Origin of the sequence: Streptomyces sp. NPDC050263 (assembly GCF_040655955.1) — a bacterium.
Lineage (GTDB): Bacteria > Actinomycetota > Actinomycetes > Streptomycetales > Streptomycetaceae > Streptomyces.
Genome location: NZ_JBFAKW010000098.1, coordinates 1 through 19484, shown reverse-complemented (window position 1 = coordinate 19484; position 19484 = coordinate 1). Strand labels below are relative to the sequence as shown.

The window sequence follows — 19484 nt, the reverse complement described above, 5'->3', positions numbered from 1 at the left end:
ACGCCCGGGGACCGGGTCCCGCCGGTGGACGGGTCCTGGACCGGTCCTGGACGGGTCCTGGACCGGTCCTCAGACCGGCGCGGTCTCCCACTCGGCGAGGACCTCCCGCACCGCGTCCAGCAGCAGCCGGCCGCTGGTGGTGAGCCAGCCGCCGCGGTCGAGTTCGTCGCAGGCCCGTCGCACCGTGTCCCGCCACCGCTCGTACGGCGCCCGTGCGGCGGGCTCGCCGCACGCGGCCTCGGTGCGCCAGAAGCCCGCCGTGACGAGGAAGGCGGCCGCGCCGTGCAGCAGCGCCGACGGGGGCCTGGGCCGGTCGCTCCAGGGGGCGGTGCCGTGTGCGCCGGGTGGCGCGTCGAGCAGCGGGGTGAGGTCCTGGAGGGCGTAGAGCAGGGAGTGCTGTGTCTCGTGGACGAGTGCGGCGGCCAGTTCGGCCGGGGCGTCGAGGGGGGCGAGGGCGACGAGCCCGAAGGCGTCGCTGAAGGAGGCGCTGCGCCAGCGGGCGGGGGCCGTGGGCGTGGACGGCGCCGACGCGAGGTCGGCGACGGCACGGACCGTGCCGCGCACGGTGTCGGCGCGGTCGGGATGACGGTCGGCGAGCCGGTCCCAGGCGGCCCCGAGCCGGTCCCGCCAGCGGTCGGCGTCGTCCGGTCCGTCCGCTCCGCCCGGTCCGCGCCGTTCGGCCGCCCGGCCGTGGGGGGTGAGGCGAAGCGTCAGCCGGGCGCCGCGCGCGGTGAGCCGCAGCAGGGGCTCCGGTTCCCAGCCGGGGGCGGCCGCCCCGGGCACGTCCGGAACGTGTACCGCGGCGCGCCGTCCCCCGGCGGTCACGGTCGTGCCGTACGCGCCGCGTTCCACGCACGCCGTGCCGCCGCCGGGGCCCAGCACGGCCCGGCCGAGGCCGGGCAGGACGAGGGCGCCGTCGCGCACCGGGGTCCGCAGCCGGAAGGGGAGGCCGGCGCGGTGTCCGGCGACGGCGGCCAGCGCGACGACCTCCTCGCGTCCGCCGCCTCGTACCGCGGCCGCGAGGACGGTCCCGGTCGCCGGGTCCGAGATCAGGGCGTCGAACACGGCCGGCGTGTGTCGGCGCACGGCGGCCAGGACCGCGACGGCGGCGTCCCAGCCGGCCGTGCCGCGCGCGTCGTGGTGCAGGGCGCGCAGCAGCAGGAGGTCGCGGCCCGCGCGGGCGGTGCGCAGCAGCCGCAGGGTCGCGGGATCCGGTGTGCCGCGGGCGATCTGCCGCCACAGGCCGGCGGGCAGGACCGGCGCGTGCCCAGGTGCGGCGGGCCGGCCGTCGTCCGTCAAGGGCGGGTCCCGGCGCGGGCCGCGAGGTCGGCGCGGACCACGGCCGCCACATGCCGGATCAGGGCCAGCAGGTCGGGGCAGTAGACGGAGGGGTTGAGGTAGCCGTGTCCGGCACGGTAGCGGTGCGGAAAGTGGCCGCCCCCGCACACCGCTCCCACCGGACAGTCGCGGCACCGCGCGGCCGGCGCCTTCCCGCCGAGCCGGCGTGCCACCACCCCGGGGTGGGCCAGGAGCGTGTCGAAGGAGTGGCGGTGGACGTCGAGGCCGGTGCGGTCGGCCCCTTCGAACGCCGACTTGAGCTGGTCGGAGAGGGTGAGCGCGCCGTCCGTGTCGACCACGGCGAGCTGGGAGGGCGCGCCGCCGATGGTCTCGGTGCGGGTCACCCCGCCGAGCAGCAGGTCGAGGATCGACTCGAAGAAGGCGATGCGCACCGGCGGGCCCGGGCTTCGGTACCAGCGGTCGAAGACCGCGCCCAGCCACTGCGCGTAGGGCGTGCGGGACTCGTCCTCGGGGCGTTGCGGGGGCCGGTGGGTCCAGTTGCCGAGCGGCAGCAGGAGCCGCAGCGTGGGCGGGTCGTACGACAGCAGGTGTTCGTAGACGGCGAGCGGATCCGCGGCGACGTCGACGGTGCACAGGAGGCCGGCCCAGACGGCGCGGTGTTCCGGGGTGGTCAGCCGCCGCAGCGCGGCGTCGACGCGGGCGTGGCTGCCCCGTCCCGCGCGGTCGCGGCGCGCCCGGTCGTGGACCTGCGGGGTACCGTCGAGGCTGACGGCTACGCGGATGTCGTCCTCGTGGCACAGCCGCAGCACGTCGTCGTCGAGAAGGGTGCCGTTGGTCTGGACGACGACGTCGGCGCGGGTGTCTGCGGGGAGCAGGGCGCGCAGGGTGCGGGTGAGGCCGCGCAGCAGGGGAACGCCGGCCAGCAGCGGTTCGCCGCCGTGCAGGACGACCCGCAGTGAGCCGGGCCGGTGGCGTTCGGCGTGTTCGGCGATGCGGCGGCACACCTGTTCGGCCGTGGCCGGGGTCATGGTGTGCGGCTGGGTCTGCCAGAGCCGGTCGCCGGCCTCGTACACGTAGCAGTACGTGCAGGCGAGGTTGCAGCGGCTGTGCACCTTGACGACGAACTCCCGGAAGGGGAGCACGGGTTCGGGCACGGCAGCGGCGGCGGTGACGTCGAGGAGTTCGTCGGGCCACCGGCCCGCGGGCCGGGTCACGGGTGGGGTGTGGCGCGCGGGCGTGGGTCCTCGGAGCTGTCGCCTCCGGAGTCGTAGGCGGCCACGGGCGTCTCTTCGCCGGCCAGTTGGCGCAGAACGCGGCGCAACGCCGCGGACAGGGCCGAGTCGGCGCCTTCCAGGATCTCCTCCAGGGACAGCCCGGTCAGATCGGGCATGTCCGCCGCGTGTTCACCGGCCCCGCTGGGCATTCGGCCTCAGCCCCCTGTCACTGCCGCCCTGACGGTCTGTTGAACCGGCTTTGAGGATAACCAGAGGATCGTCAGCAGGTCAGCTCGCGATCCGGGCGGGCCGGCCGGCCACGGACCGAGGCGCGTGCGACGGCGCGTCGGCCCGGGGCGTGCGACGGCGCGTCGACTCGGTGTGCGCGGCGGACCGACGGCGCGTCAACACGGTGCCCACACCTCCCGTCTCCCTTGCCTCGTGGTGCCGTTGACCCTGCGTCGACGGACCGTCACGCTTTCGAAAGACGGTCGGTGTCGGGTGCGGGGGTGTGCGGGTGGAGAGCGAGTCGGGCGGCATGACAGGGCGTGCGGCATGACAGCGCCTACGGCGGACCACTCGGCACGGGCGCGCGCCGCGCGGCTCTGGCCGGTCGACGGCGCGGACGACTCCCTCCGGCGGTGGGTGCTGCCGGCCGTCCTCATCGGCGTGGTGGCGGGGCTGGGGGCGGTCGCGCTCTTCGGACTGCTGCATCTGTGCACCGGCTGGCTCCTGGAGTCGACGGCCGGCTACCGGCCCTACCGGACGACGGCGGAGGGCGGGTTCCGGGTCATGGCCGACTCCGGACGCCCGTGGCTGGTGCCGTTGGTGGCGGCCGGCGGCGCGTTCGTCGCCACCGCGTTCGCGGTGTGGCTGGCGCCGGAGGCCCGGGGGCACGGCACGGACGCCGCCATCGCGGCCGCGCACCGCGATCCGGCGGGTATGCGCAGCCGGGTGACGGTGGTGAAGCTGGTGGCCTCCGCGCTGACCATCGGCTCGGGCGGCTCGGGCGGCACCGAGGGACCGGCCGCGCAGATCTCGGCGGCGTTCGGCTCCGTCATCGCCCGGCGTACCGGCATGTCGCGCGAGCAGGCCCGTACGGCCCTGGTGATCGGGCTGGCCGCCGGAGTGGGCGCGATCTTCAAGGCGCCGCTCGGTGGGGCGCTGCTCGGCGCGGAGTTGCTGTACCGCAAGGACATGGACGCCCGGATCCTGCCGAAGGCGCTGATCGCCTCGGTCGCGGGCTGGCTGGTGTTCGGCGCGTTCCACGGATTCGGGCCGGCCCTGGGGAGTCACCCGGGCCAGGGACCGGGCGGCGTCGGCGGGTTGCTCCTCGTCGCGGTGGTCGGGGTGGCCGCGGGTCTCGCCGGGCGGCTGTACACGGTGAGCTTCTACGCGGTGCACACGCGCGTGGAGCGCCAGGCCCGCGGGACGCTCTCCCGGATCGCGGCGCCGACGGTCGCGGGGCTTGTGGTGGGGGCGCTGGGGCTGGCGGTGCCGGGGGTGCTGGGCACCGGGTACGGCCTGCTGGAGGCCTTGACCTCCCGGCAGTTGCTGCTCGATCTGCCGTTGCTGGTGGTCCTCGCGATTCCGGTGGCGAAGATCGCGGGGACGGCGCTGACGGTCGGCTCGGGCGGCTCCGGGGGCATCTTCGGTCCGTGCATGGTGGTGGGCGCCGGCGTCGGTGCGGCCGGGTGGCGGCTGGCGGAGGCGGTCGGGTTGGCCCCGGGCAGTCCCCTGGTGCCGGTGGCGGTGGGCATGGCGGCCTGTCTGGGCGCGGTGGCGCACGCTCCGCTCGGGGTGCTGGTGATGGTCGCGGAGATGCTCGGGGACGCCTCGCTGCTGGGTCCGGGGGTGCTGGCGGTGCTGTGCGCCCGGTCCGTCACCGGGGGCGCGACGCTGTACCGCAGCCAGTTGGACCGGCTCGCCGACGAGCCCGGCGGCTCGCGGGAGCCACGCCACCCGGTGCTCGCGAAGGTGCCGGAGCACCGCTCGGTGGTCTCCCTCGTACGCGGTGACGCGCGTCCTCACGATCTCGTGCCGGCCAAGTCGACCGATCAGGTGGCGGACCGAGGCCGTCTGCGACGCTCACCGCCCCCTACTCTGTGACCATGGACGAAGCGTCGATGGTCGGGCTCATGGGGCGGGTCACCGGAACGGTCGGGCCCGGGCTCGTCGGCGAGGTGATCGTCCGGGTGCGCGGCGGCGCCGAGCACTTTCTCGCGTATGCCGCCATCGGCACGGACCGCATCGAGCGCGGCACGATGGTCACGGTGGTGGAGTACCTGCCGCCGCGGACGGTCTACGTCTCGGCGATGTACGGCGGTTGAGGCCGCTGAGGCGCCTGTGCCGTCGTGTGTACCGAGCGGGCAACAGCGGGTACCAAGCGGGCAACAGCGGTTCGACGACGTGTGTACACGGTGCGTGCGCGGGCTCACACTCCCTTTACGTTCGGTGCCCCAGGGCACCCAGAACAGGGGGAGCGCATACCCATGGAAGTCGGAATTCTCGTCGGGGCGGCATTCGGCGCCGTCCTCGTCCTGATCGGTGCGTTCAAGTTGATGTGGCGGGTCGCGGAGCCCAACGAGGCGCTCATCATCTCCGGTTCGAAGCACAAGCTGGAAGGCCTCGAGGAGGGCATGGGGTTCCGGATCGTCACCGGGCGGGGCACGCTCGTGACGCCCGGCATGCAGGCGGTCCGCAAGCTCTCGCTCGACCTCAACCAGACGGAACTGCACGTGGACTGCGTCACCCACCAGGGGATCCCGCTGAAGGTGCGGGGCGTGGTCATCTTCAAGGTGGGCGACGACTTCGTGTCGATCGCCAACGCGGCCCGCCGCTTCCTCGACCAGCAGAAGCTGATGGCGGAGCGCGTGCACACCGTGTTCGCCGGTCATCTGCGGGCCATCGTCGGCGGGTTGACGGTCGAGGACATGATCCGCGACCGGGAGAAGCTGACCGGACAGGCGCGTGCCGCGTGCGGCACGGAGATGGAGAAGCTGGGTCTGATCGTGGACTCCCTCCAGATCCACGAGATCGAGGACCCGACCGGGTACATCAAGAACCTGTCCGCCCCGCATCTGGCGGCCGTGCGGCGGGACGCGCGCATCGCGCAGGCGGAGGCCGACCGGCTGGCCACCGAGGCCGAGCAACTGGCGTTCGGGCGGATGGCCGAGGCCACCCGGGACAGCGAGATCCTCAAGGCCGGTTACCAGGCCGAACAGGACAAGGCCAACGCCAAGGCCCGGCAGGCCGGTCCGCTCGCCGACGCCGCGGCCCGACAGGAGGTCGTGGTCCAGGAGACGCGGGTCGCCGAACTCGAGGCGCAGCGGCGTGAGCAGCAGCTCCAGGCCGACGTCCGCAAGCCGGCCGACGCCAAGGCGTACGAGAAGCGGACGCTGGCCGAGGCCGAGCGCGACGCCCGGATCTCGGCGGCCGAGGCCAAGGCGACGGAGACCCGGACCACGGGTGAGGCGGAGGCCGCCGCCACGCAGGCGAAGGGTCTCGCGAAGGCCGAGGCGAACCGGGCGCAGGGCCTTGCCGAGGCCGACGCGATCAAAGCCCGCGCCGCCGCTCTCGCCGAGAACCAGGAGGCCGTCGTCGCGCAGCAACTCGCGGAGAAGTGGCCGGAGATCGTGCAGGCGGGCGCGTCCGCGTTCGGCAACGTCGACAACATGGTGGTGCTCAACGGCGCCGACGGCGTGGCCGACATGCTGGCCAAGGCGCTCACCATGGGCGGGACGGGGCTGGGCCTGGCACGTCAGCTGCTCTCGTCGATGAACCAGAACGGGCCGACGCCGGACGGGGCTTCGCCGCTCAACGGGGTCGCCGCGCCGCCTTCGCGGAAGGTGCCGGTCGACGAGAAGTGACCCAGGTCGTGGACGTGCTCACGGGGGCAGCCCGTAAGGTGCCCCCGTGAGCACGTCTACCGATGGACACACCCCGGGCCGCTTCGGCCCCTCCGCCACGATCGAGGCCGACCCCCGTGAGGTCGGCCGGGTGCGCACCGAGTACTCGCCCGCGCACGACGGCGATCCCGACCCCGGTGAGATCGTCTGGACCTGGGTGCCCTTCGAGGAGAACGACGGCCGGGGCAAGGACCGCCCGGTGCTCGTCGTCGCCCGGGAGCCGGGCGGCACCTTCCTCGCCGTGCAGCTCTCCAGCAAGCGCCATGACAGTGACCGGGAGTGGGTGCCGATCGGCAGCGGGCCCTGGGACCGCACCGGGCGGGACTCCTGGGTGGACGTCGACCGCGTCCTGCGCCTGCACGAGGACGGCATGCGCCGCGAGGCCTGCGCGCTGGACCGGATGCGGTTCGACCTGGTGCGCCGACGCCTGCACGAGCGCTACGGCTGGACCTGAGGCACCGCCCTAGGACCGGGAGAAGACCTTCTCGAACGCGCCCAGCACCACGGTCCCCGGCGTCCGGTCCAGCACCCCGAACACCACATGGTCGAAAGTGCTTCCGAACCGTCCGTCGGGTCCCAGCAGCGCTCGGAACGCCTCCGCCACCTGCGCGGGGTCGTTGCGGAACACGCCGCAGCCCCAGGCGCCGAGGACCAGCCGTCGGTAGCCGTGGGCGGCCGCCGTCTCCAGGACCCGCTCGGCGCGGACGGCCAGCGCCCGCGGCAACTCGGACGCCCGCTCCGGCGCCGTGCGCAGCACCACGCCCGCGTTGGGCGCGGCGGCCGTCAGGAAGCCGGCGGCGAACGGCTCCGCCAGCAGCCGGCCCCGGTCGTCGCGGAAGACGGGCACGGCCGGCGAATGGATGACGCGGTCGGTGTAGAACGGGTCGCGGTGGGCTCGGTGATGGTCGTAGAAATCGCGGGCCTGGAGCAGGCACGTGTACAGCGCGGAGGCCCGGCACAGGGCCTCCTCCTGCGCCTGGGCGCCGTTGAGGTAGCCGCCGCCGGGGTTGCGGGCGGAGGCGAAGTTCAGGACGGCCACCGGCGCGTCGGCGAGCTCGGCAAGCCGCCGCGCGGCCTCCAGGCTGCTCTCACCCGTGACCTCGACGACCGGCTCGGCAGCGGGCTCGGCGAGCGTGTCCCGGGTGTCCGCGGGCGGGTTCTTCGGGACCTCGACCGGCCCCGGTCCCCGCATCCGCGTCCCCGCCCGGGCGGCCTCGATCGCCGCGGTGAGGGACACCTCGCGTCCGTCGGACGCGCGGTAGCGGCCCGCCGCGACGATCTCCTCCGTCTCCCGCGCGATACCGCGCAGCCGCGCGCTCATGGCGCCACCCCCGTGGACTCCATGGTCGTGTGCGGCACGGTGACGCGCACCCCGTCCGTCTCCCCCGTCGTGCTCATGCACGCATCGTGAGTGATTCTGGACATCGTGTGCAACAGGGTTTCCCGGGGGGTTCCCGGGTAGGTGAATGCTCTGCGTACGCACAGAAAACGCCTGGAATCATCGATTCCCGGTCCCAAAAGTGCCGTTGTGCACCCTTGTGCGATCAGGATCGAGGGTCTTGGGTGGGACGAGCGATGCCTGTCCGGCCGCACCGAGGCCGGACCGGTGGCATGGTGGAATCTCAGGAGGATCCCGACATGTCCGACTCGGTCAGCGACTGTACCGACGAAGCAGAGCCCCGCAGCGCCCTCACCGAAGCCGAGGTGGAGGCCCTGGTCCGGGGCATCTGTTTCAAGACCGGCCCACCCCGCACCGTCGGGGTCGAGGTGGAATGGCTGATCCACGAACTGCGCGCGCCGCAGCTCCCCGTCACACGCGAACGACTCGAAGCGGCCTACGCCGCGCTGCGGCACGTGCCCCTGCGCTCGCCGCTCACCGTCGAACCCGGCGGCCAGCTGGAGCTGAGCTCGCCGCCCGCCGCCTCCCTGATGGAGTGCGTGGGCATCGTCTCCGCCGACCTCGCCGCCGTCCGCGCGGCCCTGCGCGAACACGGCCTCGCGCTCGCCGGGAGCGGCACGGATCCCTGGCACTCACCGCGCCGGTTCCTGCACGAGCCGCGCTACGACGCCATGGAGGCCTGCCTCGACCGCAGGGGCCCGGCCGGCCGCGCCATGATGTGCACCTCGGCCTCCGTGCAGGTCTGCCTGGACGCCGGCTACGAGGAGCCCGGCCCGCTGGGACACGGCCGCCGCTGGTGGCTGTCGCACACGCTGGGCGCGGTGCTGGTGGCGGCCTTCGCCAACTCCCCGCTGCTCTGCGGCGCCCCCACCGGCTGGCGCTCCACCCGGCAGTTGCTGTGGATGGAGATCGGCAGGGACCGGGCGGGCGGGCCCGTCCTGGACGGCGATCCGCGCGCGGCCTGGGCCCGGCATGTGCTGGACGCGCCCGTGATGTGCGTCCGGCGCGACACGGGGCCGTGGGACGTGCCCGAACGACTCACGTTCCGGCAGTGGACCCGAACGGGCGCGCCGACCCGCGAGGATCTCGACTACCACATGACGACCCTGTTCCCGCCGGTCAGACCGCGCGGCCACCTGGAGTTGCGCATGATCGACGCGCAGCCCGGCGACGACGGCTGGATCGTGCCGCTCGCCGTGACGACGGCCCTGTTCGAGGACCCGGAGGCCGCCGAGCTGGCCTACCGCGCCGTGAAGCCGCTGACCGAGCGGGCCCAGCCGCTGCCGGCCCCGCACAATCCGCTGTGGATCGACGCGGCCCGGTTCGCGCTGACCGACCCCGAACTGCACGAGGTCGCCGTCGCCTGCTTCGCCACGGCGCTGCGGGCCCTGCCCCGCCTCGGCGCTTCCGACCAGGTCATGGGCGCCGTGACGGACTACTCGGACCGCTACGTCCGCAAGGGCCGCACGCCCGCCGACGACCAGCTCGAACGCCTGCGCGACACGGACACCCGCGCGCACGGGAAGGACCTCCGCACATGACCGAGCCCGCCCTGGACACCGAGCCCGCCCCGGACGCGGGCGCCGAGCCCGCCGCCCTCGACGCGGACGCCCTGCGCGCCCGCGTGCTCGCCTCGCTCACCACGGCCCGCGCGCGCACCACGCTGCTGACCAGCTGTGTGGAGGAGCCCGACCTCACCGCCCAGCACTCCCCGCTGATGTCACCGCTGGTGTGGGACCTCGCGCACATCGGCAACCAGGAGGAGCTGTGGCTGCTGCGCGCGGTGGGCGGCCGGGAGGCGATGCGCCCCGAGATCGACGGCCTGTACGACGCCTTCGAGCACTCGCGCGCCGAACGGCCCTCGCTGCCGCTGCTGCCGCCCGCCGAGGCGCGCCGGTACGCGGCGGAGGTGCGCGGCCGGGTGACGGACCTGCTGGAGTCGGCCGACTTCCACGGCACCCGGCTGACGGAGGCCGGTTTCGCCTTCGGGATGATCGCGCAGCACGAACAGCAGCACGACGAGACGATGCTGATCACCCATCAGCTCCGCACCGGACCTCAGGCCCTGACCGCCCCCGACCCGGAGCCGGCCCCGCTGTTCACCGGCCCGGCCGAAGTGCTCGTCCCCGGCGGCCCGTTCACGATGGGCACCTGCGGTGAGCCCTGGGCGCTGGACAACGAACGGCCCGCGCACCGACGCGAGGTGGCGTCCTTCCACATCGACACGACCCCGGTGACGAACGCCGCGTACCAGGCGTTCATCGCCGACGGCGGCTACGAGGACGAGCGGTGGTGGACCGGGGAGGGCTGGGCGCACATCCGCCGGCACCGCATCCACGCCCCGCTGTTCTGGCGCCGCGACGGCGGCCAGTGGCTGCGCCGGCACTTCGGCGCCACCGAGGTCGTCCCGCCCGACGAGCCCGTGCTGCACGTGTGCTGGTACGAGGCCGACGCCTACGCCCGCTGGGCCGGACGCCGGCTGCCCACCGAGGCCGAGTGGGAGAAGGCGGCCCGCTTCGACCCGGCGACCGGCGGCTCCACGCGCTATCCGTGGGGCGACGCGGACCCCGCCCCCGAGCACGCCAACCTGGGCCAGCGCCATCTGCGCCCGGCACCGGCCGGCAGCTATCCGGAGGGCGAATCCCCGCTCGGGGTACGGCAGTTGATCGGGGATGTGTGGGAGTGGACGTCCAGCGACTTCCTTCCCTACCCCGGGTTCCGGGTGTTCCCGTACAAGGAGTATTCGGAGGTGTTCTTCGGCCCCGAGCACAAGGTGCTGCGCGGCGGTTCGTTCGCGGTGGACCCGGTGGCCTGCCGGGGCACCTTCCGCAACTGGGACTATCCGATCCGGCGGCAGATCTTCTCCGGGTTCCGCACGGCCCGCTCGGAAGCCGTCTGATGTGCCGTCACCTCGCCTACCTGGGCCCCGAGGAGCCGCTCGGTCGGCTTCTGACGGAGCCCCCGCACAGCCTGTACCGCCAGTCCTGGGCGCCCCGGCGGCAGCGGTACGGGACCGTCAACGCCGATGGTTTCGGGGTGGGTTGGTACGCCGACGGCGATCCGGTGCCGGCCCGCTACCGCCGGGCCGGGCCGATCTGGGCGGACCTGTCCTTCGCCGATCTGGCCCGCGTCGTCCGCAGCCGGTCCCTGCTGGCCGCCGTCCGGGACGCCACCCTGGCCGGGGCCGACGGGGAGGCCGCCGCGGCCCCTTACGCGGCCGGGACCTGGCTGTTCAGCCACAACGGGGCGGTCGCGGACTGGCCGCGCTCGCTGGCGGCACTGACCGGCTCCCTGCCCGCGGCCGACCTGCTGTCGATGGAGGCCCGCAACGACTCCGCGTTCGTGTGGGCGCTGGTGCTGGCCCGGCTGCGCGGCGGGGACACGGAGGGCCAGGCGCTGACGGACACCGTCCTGGAGGTCGCGGGCGCGGCCCCCGGGTCCCGTCTCAACCTGCTCCTCACCGACGGCGACTCCATCACCGCGACCGCCTGGGGCGACACCCTCTGGTACCTCGCGGAGCCCGGCCGGGGCACGGTCGTGGCCTCCGAACCGTACGACGACGATCCGCGCTGGCAGGAGGTCCCCGACCGCACCCTGCTCGCGGCGAGCCGCGCCGACGTCCTGCTCACCCCGCTCAAGGACCCGAGCCCGGACGTGGCGTCCGCACCACCCAAGGAGACCGGCACGTGAGCCCGTTCCAGATCACCCGCACCCTCCCCGAGGACGCCACGGACGCCGCCCTGCGCGCCGACGTCCAGCGCGGCCTCACCGAGAACCCGAAGACCCTGCCGCCCAAGTGGTTCTACGACGCGCACGGCAGCGAGCTGTTCGAGCGGATCACCGAACTGCCGGAGTACTACCCGACGCGCGCCGAGCGCGAGATCCTCGTGGACCGGGCCGGCGAGATCTCCTCGGCGGCCCACGCCCGCACGCTCGTCGAGCTCGGCTCGGGCTCCTCGGAGAAGACCCGCTATCTGATCGACGCCATGACGGAGCTGGACACCTACGTGCCCGTCGACGTCAGCGAGAGCGCCCTCACCCAGGCCGGACAGGCCCTGATCGCCGAGCGGCCGGGGCTGAACGTCCATGCCCTGATCGCCGACTTCACCGCGCGGCTGACGCTGCCCGAAGCTCCGGGCCCGCGCCTGGTCGCCTTCCTCGGCGGCACGATCGGCAATCTGCTGCCCGCCGAGCGCGCGGTGTTCCTGGCCTCGGTGCGCGCGCTGCTCGCACCGGGCGACGCGCTGCTGCTCGGCACCGACCTGGTCAAGGACGAGCGGGTTCTGGTGCGGGCCTACGACGACTCGGCCGGAGTGACTGCCGCGTTCAACAAGAACGTCCTGACCGTGGTCGACCGTGAGCTGGATGCCGACTTCGACCCCGACGCGTTCGACCACGTCGCGCTCTGGGACGCGGAGAACGAGTGGATCGAGATGCGGCTGCGCTCCCGGACGGCGCAGACCGTGAAGGTGCCCGCGCTCGATCTCGCGGTCGACTTCGCGGCCGGCGAGGAACTGCGCACCGAGGTGTCGGCGAAGTTCCGGGAGGAGGGGGTACGAGCGGAACTGCACGCCGCCGGACTGGAGTCGACCCACTGGTGGACCGACGGCGCGGGCCGCTTCGCGTTGTCGCTGAGCACGGTGCGGTGAACACCGTGCGCCGAACACCGTGACGGGGGCTCGAAAGGCGCTCAAGTGACCACCGTCAGCGCCTCCGTGATCAGCCGTGAGGCGCGGCGTGCCTCGGTCGCCGGGTCGGAGCCGGTGAGCACCTGCGTCATGTAACCCTTGATCGGGTTGTCCGCCTCGACGGCGGCCCACTCGGGTGTGCTGGGGGTCGCGCGGCCCTGCGCGGCCCCCGCCGCCATGGCCGCGACGCCCTCCTCATCGGCGACGGCCCGCGCCAGTTTCGCCTTGTTCGGCACGTAGTCCATGGTGCGGGCCAGCTCGGTGTCCCACTTCGCGCCGGTCAGCGCGGCGACCACCGCGACGGCGCCCTTGCGGACGTCCGTCCTGCGGGGGACGACGAGATCGGAGCCGCCGGTGAAGACCGCGCCGGGCTTGCCCTCGCTCTTGCCGGGCACCGGGAAGAAGCCCAACTCGCCCTCGAGCTCGGGGTTCTGCTCGAGAACCGACTGGGCCAGTCCGGGCACGCCGACGATCTGCGCCACCTTGCCGTCGGCGAACACCCCGGCCTGGGGCGGGTGATCCTCGTCCGCCGCGACGGGGCCGTCGCCGAGCGCCTGGAGCTGTCGGTAGAAGTCCATGCCGCGCAGGGCGGCCCGGGTGTCGAGGGCGCCCGTCCAGCGGCCGCCGTCCTCGGTGGCGAGGTCGCCGCCCTCCTCCCAGATGAACCCGGCGAGGGTGTACCAGTCCTGGCCGGCCAGGTAAATGCCCTGGTTGCCGTCCGAGTTGAGCTTCTCGGTCGCGGCGAGCCACTCGGCGCGGGTGCGGGGCGGGGCGGTGACGCCGGCCTGTGCGAAGAGGTCCTTGCGGTAGATCACCACGCGGTTGGCCGCGTACCAGGGGATGCCGTACTGGTGGAAGCGCTGCTGTCCCGGTTCGGAGAGGCCGGGCAGCCAGTCGTCCCTCCCCCACTTCGTCGCGGACTCCAGTGTCAGGTCGAGCAGTCCGTGTCCGTCGACGTACTGCGGGACCTGGGTGTTGCCGACCTCGATGACATCCGGCCCGTTCTTGTCGTCGGCCGCCAGCGCGGTCTCCACCTTGTCGCCGATGCCGGTCCATTCCTGGATGCGGATGTCGAGGTCGAGGTCGGGGTGGTCGTGTTCGAAGTCCGTGGTGAACCGGTCGAGGAACTCCTGTGAGGCGCTGTCCTTCATCAGCCACACGGTGACCGTCCGGCGGTCGGGTCCTCCCGTCCCGGGGAGGACGCCACAGGCGGTCAGGAGAAAGGCGGACACGGACACAAGGGCGAGGAGGCGACGTCTCACGGGGGTCCTGTTCTGTCTGGTGGACAGGGCGAGGGGCCCGACGTGGGGGACGAGCGGGGCGCTCGAACGGGTGTCACCGGATTTTGGTATAGACCAATACGAACGGTCAAGAGGGGCCAGGCGGATCGCCCCCGATCCACTCCCCGTCGACCGACGCCTCGCGCTCCGACGCGGCTTGGGGCACGGTGGAGTGACGCGTGGCACACGTGACGACGCCGTCACGGTCGAGAGGAGCACCTGATGTCGAACCACACCTACCGGGTCACGGAGATCGTCGGCACCTCGCCGGACAGTGTCGACCAGGCCGTCCGCAACGGCATCGCCCGCGCCTCGCAGACGCTGCGGAACCTGGACTGGTTCGAGGTGACCCAGGTGCGCGGCCAGATCGAGGACGGCGGTGTCGCGCACTGGCAGGTGGGCCTGAAGGTCGGCTTCCGCCTGGACGAGTCGGACTGACGGCCGCAGCCCAGGGACTCCTCAGGTCCGACCCTCGCCCTCCTGCGCCTGCTCGAGCGCGCCCGAGGGCGCCGTCCAGCGCGCCCGGACGACGGTGAAGCCCGCCCGTTCGGCGTCGTCGCAGACGAGTTCGTCGTCGTCCACGAGGACGCGGACATCACGGTCGCGGGCCAGCCGACGGAGGATCTCGAGCTTGGTGCGCCGGGCGGGCCTGCGGTCGTCGTTGCGCCGCATGTGCAGGCGCCCCTCCGGCAGGCCCTGCGCGGCGAGCCAGGCCACGGTGTCCCGTCGGCAGCGCTCGGGGCGGCCGGTGAGGTAGACGATCTCGCACTCCTCGGCACTGGCCAGCACCAGAGCGATGCCCTCCGGGAGCGGCGGGTCGTGCGGCGCGGCCGCGAAGAACGCGTCCCAGTCGCGCGGCCCGCGCTCCAGGAACCGCTGCCGGTGGGCCGTGTCGGCGAGGGTGTTGTCCAGGTCGAACACGGCGACGGGCCGCCTGCTGCTGTCGATCACGACATACACCCTAGGCCAACCCCGGGCCGACCCTAATTGCTAATGGGATCCATTTTCATATAGCGTCCTCGCAGCTCACCCCGAGCCGACCGAGGAGGTTCCCATGGCCGTCCCCAAGCGGAAGATGTCCCGCAGCAACACCCGGCACCGCCGCGCCCGGTGGAAGGCGAGCCTGCCGCGACTGGTGCCGGTCACCGTCGACGGCGCCCGCCATCTCGTGCCCCAGCACCTGGTGAAGGCCTACGAGCGCGGCCTGCTGCGCCCCGAGGGCTGACCGGCGTCGCCCTGACTATCCTGGGAAGACGGTCCTGCTCGCGGCGAGCGAGAAGGGAGCCGCGTGTGACTGAGCGGACGGCCACGGACGCGTACGCGGACACGGGCACGGGCGCGGGCGCGGGCGCGGGCGCGGGCACAGACCCGGAGCCGCTGCGGCGGGCCCGGGACGCCGTGGCCCGGGAGTCCTGGGCCGACGCCCACCGCCTGCTGTCCGGCCTGGACCCCGCCCGGCTCGCCCCCGCCGACCACGCCGGCTTCGCGGACGCCGCCTGGTGGACCGGCCGGATCGACGAGTCGATCGAGCACCGGACGCACGCCTACGCCGGGTACGCGGCCGCACGCGACGGCCGGCGCGCGGGGCTCATGGCCTGGCTCCTCTTCTACGAGCACCGGCTGGCCGGACGCCGTGCGGTGGCCGCGGGCTGGCTGCGCCGGGCCCGGCAGCACCTGGGCGGCGAGCCCGAGTGCGCGGAGCAGTGCTACCTGGCCTGGATGGACACCGAGGCGGCGCAGGCGCGCGGCGCGTTCGAGGAGGCGACGGCCTCGGCGCGGCGGATGGCGGCGATCGCCCGGCGCTGCGGCAGCCCCGACCTGTACGCCATGAGCGTCCAGGCACAGGCGTCCGTGCTGGTGGCCCGCGGGCGGATCGCCGAGGGGCTCGACCTGCTAGACGAGGCGATGTGCTCGGCGTCGGCGGGTGAGCTGGGCTCCTTCTTCACCGGCTGGGTCTACTGCCTGGGCCTCCAGCAGTCCATGGCCTGCGTGGACCTGCGCCGTGCCGCCGAGTGGACCGACGCGGCGATGCGGTGGTGCGCGGCGATGCCCGCCGAGAACAACTTCCGCGGGCTGTGCCGGATCCACCGGGTGCAGGTGCTGGAGCTGCGGGGCGACTGGTCGCGGGCGCTGGAGGAGGCCGTACGCACCTGCGAGGAGTTGCTGCCGTACGAGCGGGGACCGGCCGGCGAGGTGTTCTACCTGGTCGGGGAGATCCGGCGGCGGCGCGGTGAGACGGCGGCCGCCGAGGAGTCGTACGCCAGGGCGCACGAGCTGGGGCGTGATCCACGGCCCGGTCTCGCGCTGCTGCGGCTGGCCCAGGGCAGGGCGCAGGCCGCGGCGGCGGCCCTCGCGCACCACGAGGCGCAGGGTCGGCTGGAGCGGTGCCGGCTGCTCGCCGCCCGGGTGGAGGTGTCCCTCGCGCTCGGCCGGCCCGCCGAGGCGGGCGCGGCGGCCGGGGAGCTGGCGGGGCTGGCGGTGGAGTGGCAGCGGCTGCGGGGCTCCGCCGTGACGCTGCCGCACGCGAGTGCGGCCTCGGCGGCCGGCGCGGTGGCGTTCGCGGCCGGTGACCTCGACCGCGCCCGGGACCGGCTGCGCGAGGCGCTGGCGCTCTGGCTGGAGCTGGGGGTGCCGTACGAGGCGGCCCGGACGCGGATGCCGCTGGCCGCCGCCGAGCGGGCCGCCGGTGACGAGGAGGGCGCGCGGCTGGAGCTGCGGGCGGCCGGTCAGACGTTCGAGGAGCTGGGCGCCGTACCGGACGCGCGACGGGCGGCGGCGCTGCTCGGCGCGGTGCGCGGGCGGCCGCCGGGCGGGCTCACCGGGCGCGAGGCCGAGGTGCTGCGGCTGGTCGCTGCGGGCGGCACGAACCGGGCGATCGCGGCGGAGCTGGTGATCAGCGAGCACACCGTCGCCCGGCATCTCAACAACATCTTCGCCAAGCTCGACGTGTCCTCGCGGGCGGCGGCCACCGCGTACGCCTGCACGCACGGCCTCGCCTGAGCCCTGGGGGCGGGCATGGGCCGTTCTGCCCATGCCCGGCCCGCGCGCAATGGGCGGTTCCGGCGATGAGGGCGCCGCGCCGTGGGCGTAGACCGGTCGGGTACGCACCCCTACCGAGACGGAGAGCGGGTGGCGGCCATGACCACCTTCGCACCCACCCTGGACCACCGACTGCTGGAGCGGCTGCGCGGGGCCGTGCGCGGCGGGATCGTCGAGCCCGGGGACCCGGACTACGACGAGGCGCGCAAGGTCTACAACGCGATGCACGACAAACGGCCCGCGCTCGTCGTCCGGGCCGTCGACGCGGGCGATGTCGTCGCCACCGTGGACTTCGCCCGCGACCAGGGCCTCGCCCTCGCCGTGCGCGGCGGCGGCCACAGCGTCCCCGGCTACGGCACCTGCGACGGCGGGGTCGTGCTCGACCTCGGGCGGATGCGCGGGATCCGGGTCGACCCCGACGCGCGCCGGGCGTGGGTGGAGGGCGGCTGCACCTGGGCGGACGTCAACCACGCCACGTACGCCTTCGGGACGGCCACCACCGGCGGGATCGTCTCCACGACCGGCGTGGGCGGGCTGACGACCGGCGGCGGCATGGGGCATCTGGCCCGGCGCTGCGGTCTGGTCTGCGACAACCTGCTCTCCGTGGACCTGGTGACGGCCGACGGTTCCTTCCTGACCTGCACCGACGAGCAGCACGCCGACCTGATGTGGGCCGTGCGCGGGGGCGGCGGGAACTTCGGGGTCGTCACCTCCTTCTCGTACCGGCTGCACCCCGTCGCCGACGTCCTCGGCGGGCCGACGTTCTACCCGCTCGACGCCGACGTCCTGCGGCGCTACCGGGAGCTGATCGCCGAGGGCGACGAGAAGCTCGGCGCGCTGCTCGTCGTCGGACTGGGACCGCCGGTGCCGTTCCTGCCCGAGCGGTGGCACGGGCGGCCGCTGTGCGGGGTGGTCGCCTGCTGGACCGGGGCGCAGGACGGGGACGACCGGATCCGGGACCGGCTGGCGGCGCTCGGACCGGTGGTGGGCCGGCACCTGGAACGCATGCCCTACCCGCTGCTCAACACACTCTTCGACGACCTCGTCCCCGCCGGCCTCTTCCACTACTGGAAGGGCGCCTTCACCCAGGGCCTGCCGGACGGCGCGATCGACGCGTTCGTCGAGTACGGGGCCACCACCCCGTCGATCCAGAGCGTGACCGTCGTCTTCCCCGTCGACGGCGCCTGCCACCGCGTCGGTCAGCGGGACACCGCGTTCTCCTACCGGGACGCCGACTTCTCGATCGCGCTCAGCCCCACCCTGACCAGCCGGGCGGAGTGCGAGGACCGCAAGGAGTGGGTGCGCGGCTTCCACCGGGCGCTGCTGCCGCACGCCATGGAGGGCGGCTATGTGAACTTCATGGACGGCGACGACCAGGACCGCGTACGGGCCAACTACCGCGACAACCACGCCCGGCTGACCGCCCTGAAGCGGCGCTACGACCCGGGGAACCTGTTCCGGCTGAACCACAACATCACGCCGTGAGGCAGGCGGGAGGCGCTCCTCGGGAATCCCTTTTCAGGAATCCTGCGGGCCGTGCGGTGTTGAACCTTGTATGAGTTCCGTGATCGCCTCGGCCCGCTTCTCCCTCCTCGACCGCTCGCGCATCCGCGAGGGGCACATCGCCGCCGAGGCGCTGCGGGACACCGTGGCGCTGGCGCGGGAGGCCGAGCGGCTCGGCTACCACCGCTTCTGGGTGTCCGAGCACCATGGTGTGCCCGGGGTGGCGGGCTCGGCGCCCACCGTCCTCGCGGCCGCCGTGGCCGGCGCGACCCGCACGATCCGGGTGGGTACGGGCGGGGTGATGCTGCCCAACCACCGGCCGCTGGTGGTGGCCGAGCAGTTCGGCGTGCTGGAGTCGCTCTTCCCGGGCCGGATCGACATGGGCCTGGGCCGCTCGGTGGGCTTCACCGACGGCGTGCGCCGGGCCCTCGGCCGCTCCAAGGACGACGCCGACGACTTCGCCGCCCAACTGGCGGAACTGCTCGGCTGGTTCCGGGGCGACTCCCCGACCCGGGTGCACGCGTACCCGGCGGACGGCCTGAGCGTGCCCCCGTTCGTGCTGGCCATGGGCGAGGGCGCGACGGTCGCCGCCCGCGCGGGCGTGCCGATGGTCATCGGCGACCTGCGCGACCGGGAGCGGATGCAGCGGGGCATCGACCACTACCGCGCGCACTTTCGCCCCTCCCCCTGGGCGTCGGAGCCGTACGTGGTCGTCTCGGGCACGGTCGTGGTGGCCGCCACTGCGGAGGAGGCCCACCGCGTCCTGCTGCCGGAGGCCTGGTCGATGGCGTACTCCCGCACCCACGGCACCTTCCCGCCGCTGCCGCCCGCCGGGCGGGTCGAGACCCGCACGATGAGCCCGAAGGAGCGCGGCTTCTACGAGTCCGGCCTGAGCGGCCACCTCGCGGGCACCGAGGAACAGGTGACCGAAGAGCTGGAAACCCTGCTGAAGGAGACCGGCGCCCAGGAGATCCTCGTCACGACCAGCACGTACGACCGCGCGACGCTGCTGGACTCCCACCGCCGGCTGGCCCAGATCGTGGACCGGGAGCGGAATCTCTAGTGCCGCGGCAGGCAACGTTTGCCCGTCAAGGAGCGGCGTCCGGTGCGTGCTCTCGGCGTGCCGGCCGGAAGTCCTCGTACTGGACGTACTT

The 19484-nt window shown here is 73.9% G+C and carries 19 protein-coding genes; 13 read left to right on the top strand and 6 right to left on the bottom strand.

Annotated elements, in window-relative coordinates:
- Positions 1 to 69: 69 nt before the first annotated feature.
- From AB0J04_RS32920 to fxsA, 3 genes are read right to left on the bottom strand one after another with little or no spacing between them, the layout of a single operon-like run.
- The gene (locus AB0J04_RS32920; RefSeq protein ID WP_363172277.1) at positions 70 to 1299 is read right to left on the bottom strand and encodes an HEXXH motif-containing putative peptide modification protein; all 1230 of its coding nucleotides are present in this window, start codon (positions 1297 to 1299) and stop codon (positions 70 to 72) included.
- A complete protein-coding gene (locus AB0J04_RS32915) occupies positions 1296 to 2513 on the bottom strand; it encodes an FxsB family cyclophane-forming radical SAM/SPASM peptide maturase (protein ID WP_363172276.1) in 1218 nt (405 codons plus the stop codon). Before AB0J04_RS32915 ends, AB0J04_RS32920 begins: the two co-directional genes overlap by 4 nt.
- The gene (fxsA, locus tag AB0J04_RS32910; protein WP_363172275.1) at positions 2510 to 2689 is read right to left on the bottom strand and encodes an FxSxx-COOH cyclophane-containing RiPP peptide; all 180 of its coding nucleotides are present in this window, start codon (positions 2687 to 2689) and stop codon (positions 2510 to 2512) included. The genes AB0J04_RS32915 and fxsA overlap by 4 nt, the downstream gene beginning before the upstream one ends.
- A gap of 379 nt (positions 2690 to 3068) precedes the next feature.
- Between fxsA and AB0J04_RS32905 the strand changes: the two genes are divergently transcribed.
- The 4 genes from AB0J04_RS32905 (at position 3069) to AB0J04_RS32890 (ending at position 6875) form a co-directional block, all read left to right on the top strand.
- Complete coding sequence (locus AB0J04_RS32905) at positions 3069 to 4622, top strand: chloride channel protein (RefSeq protein WP_363172274.1); 1554 nt, start codon at positions 3069 to 3071, stop codon at positions 4620 to 4622.
- A 2-nt stretch (positions 4623 to 4624) separates the two neighbouring features.
- Entirely contained in the window at positions 4625 to 4843 is a 219-nt protein-coding gene (locus AB0J04_RS32900) for a hypothetical protein (RefSeq protein WP_363172273.1), read from the top strand.
- Positions 4844 to 5005: 162 nt separating this feature from the next.
- A complete protein-coding gene (locus AB0J04_RS32895) occupies positions 5006 to 6382 on the top strand; it encodes an SPFH domain-containing protein (RefSeq protein ID WP_363172272.1) in 1377 nt (458 codons plus the stop codon).
- 46 nt (positions 6383 to 6428) lie between these two features.
- Positions 6429 to 6875, top strand: a complete 447-nt coding sequence (locus AB0J04_RS32890; RefSeq protein WP_363172271.1) for a type II toxin-antitoxin system PemK/MazF family toxin — start codon at positions 6429 to 6431, stop codon at positions 6873 to 6875.
- A 9-nt stretch (positions 6876 to 6884) separates the two neighbouring features.
- Here the strand turns inward: AB0J04_RS32890 and AB0J04_RS32885 are convergent, their stop codons facing one another.
- On the bottom strand, positions 6885 to 7742 hold the full coding sequence (locus AB0J04_RS32885) for a TIGR02452 family protein (protein WP_363172270.1): 858 nt from the start codon (positions 7740 to 7742) through the stop codon (positions 6885 to 6887).
- Positions 7743 to 8059: 317 nt separating this feature from the next.
- Between AB0J04_RS32885 and egtA the strand changes: the two genes are divergently transcribed.
- The 4 genes from egtA to egtD are packed head-to-tail and all read left to right on the top strand — an operon-like array spanning position 8060 to position 12469.
- Positions 8060 to 9361, top strand: coding sequence for an ergothioneine biosynthesis glutamate--cysteine ligase EgtA (egtA, locus tag AB0J04_RS32880; RefSeq protein ID WP_363172269.1), 1302 nt, complete (start codon positions 8060 to 8062; stop codon positions 9359 to 9361).
- The gene (egtB, locus tag AB0J04_RS32875; RefSeq protein WP_363172268.1) at positions 9358 to 10719 is read left to right on the top strand and encodes an ergothioneine biosynthesis protein EgtB; all 1362 of its coding nucleotides are present in this window, start codon (positions 9358 to 9360) and stop codon (positions 10717 to 10719) included. Before egtA ends, egtB begins: the two co-directional genes overlap by 4 nt.
- Entirely contained in the window at positions 10719 to 11510 is a 792-nt protein-coding gene (gene egtC, locus AB0J04_RS32870) for an ergothioneine biosynthesis protein EgtC (RefSeq protein WP_363172267.1), read from the top strand. Before egtB ends, egtC begins: the two co-directional genes overlap by 1 nt.
- Complete coding sequence (gene egtD, locus AB0J04_RS32865) at positions 11507 to 12469, top strand: L-histidine N(alpha)-methyltransferase (protein WP_363172265.1); 963 nt, start codon at positions 11507 to 11509, stop codon at positions 12467 to 12469. The genes egtC and egtD overlap by 4 nt, the downstream gene beginning before the upstream one ends.
- Positions 12470 to 12510: 41 nt before the next feature.
- Here egtD and AB0J04_RS32860 read toward each other — a convergent pair whose 3' ends face one another.
- On the bottom strand, positions 12511 to 13770 hold the full coding sequence (locus tag AB0J04_RS32860; RefSeq protein ID WP_363172264.1) for an extracellular solute-binding protein: 1260 nt from the start codon (positions 13768 to 13770) through the stop codon (positions 12511 to 12513).
- 240 nt (positions 13771 to 14010) lie between these two features.
- Here AB0J04_RS32860 and AB0J04_RS32855 point away from each other — a divergent pair, with 240 nt between their 5' ends.
- Positions 14011 to 14226: a dodecin gene (locus tag AB0J04_RS32855; RefSeq protein WP_363172263.1), complete on the top strand. Its 216-nt coding sequence runs from the start codon at positions 14011 to 14013 to the stop codon at positions 14224 to 14226.
- Positions 14227 to 14247: 21 nt separating this feature from the next.
- Here AB0J04_RS32855 and AB0J04_RS32850 read toward each other — a convergent pair whose 3' ends face one another.
- Complete coding sequence (locus AB0J04_RS32850; protein WP_363172262.1) at positions 14248 to 14739, bottom strand: hypothetical protein; 492 nt, start codon at positions 14737 to 14739, stop codon at positions 14248 to 14250.
- Positions 14740 to 14842: 103 nt separating this feature from the next.
- Here AB0J04_RS32850 and rpmF point away from each other — a divergent pair, with 103 nt between their 5' ends.
- The 4 genes from rpmF (at position 14843) to AB0J04_RS32830 (ending at position 19393) form a co-directional block, all read left to right on the top strand.
- The gene (gene rpmF, locus AB0J04_RS32845) at positions 14843 to 15013 is read left to right on the top strand and encodes a 50S ribosomal protein L32 (protein WP_363172261.1); all 171 of its coding nucleotides are present in this window, start codon (positions 14843 to 14845) and stop codon (positions 15011 to 15013) included.
- A gap of 152 nt (positions 15014 to 15165) precedes the next feature.
- Positions 15166 to 16788 (top strand): helix-turn-helix transcriptional regulator, encoded by a 1623-nt coding sequence (locus AB0J04_RS32840; protein ID WP_363172289.1) that lies wholly within the window; start codon positions 15166 to 15168, stop codon positions 16786 to 16788.
- Positions 16789 to 16926: 138 nt separating this feature from the next.
- Positions 16927 to 18312 (top strand): FAD-binding oxidoreductase, encoded by a 1386-nt coding sequence (locus AB0J04_RS32835; protein ID WP_363172260.1) that lies wholly within the window; start codon positions 16927 to 16929, stop codon positions 18310 to 18312.
- A 70-nt stretch (positions 18313 to 18382) separates the two neighbouring features.
- Entirely contained in the window at positions 18383 to 19393 is a 1011-nt protein-coding gene (locus AB0J04_RS32830) for an LLM class flavin-dependent oxidoreductase (RefSeq protein WP_363172259.1), read from the top strand.
- The last annotated feature ends 91 nt before the right edge of the window (positions 19394 to 19484 follow it).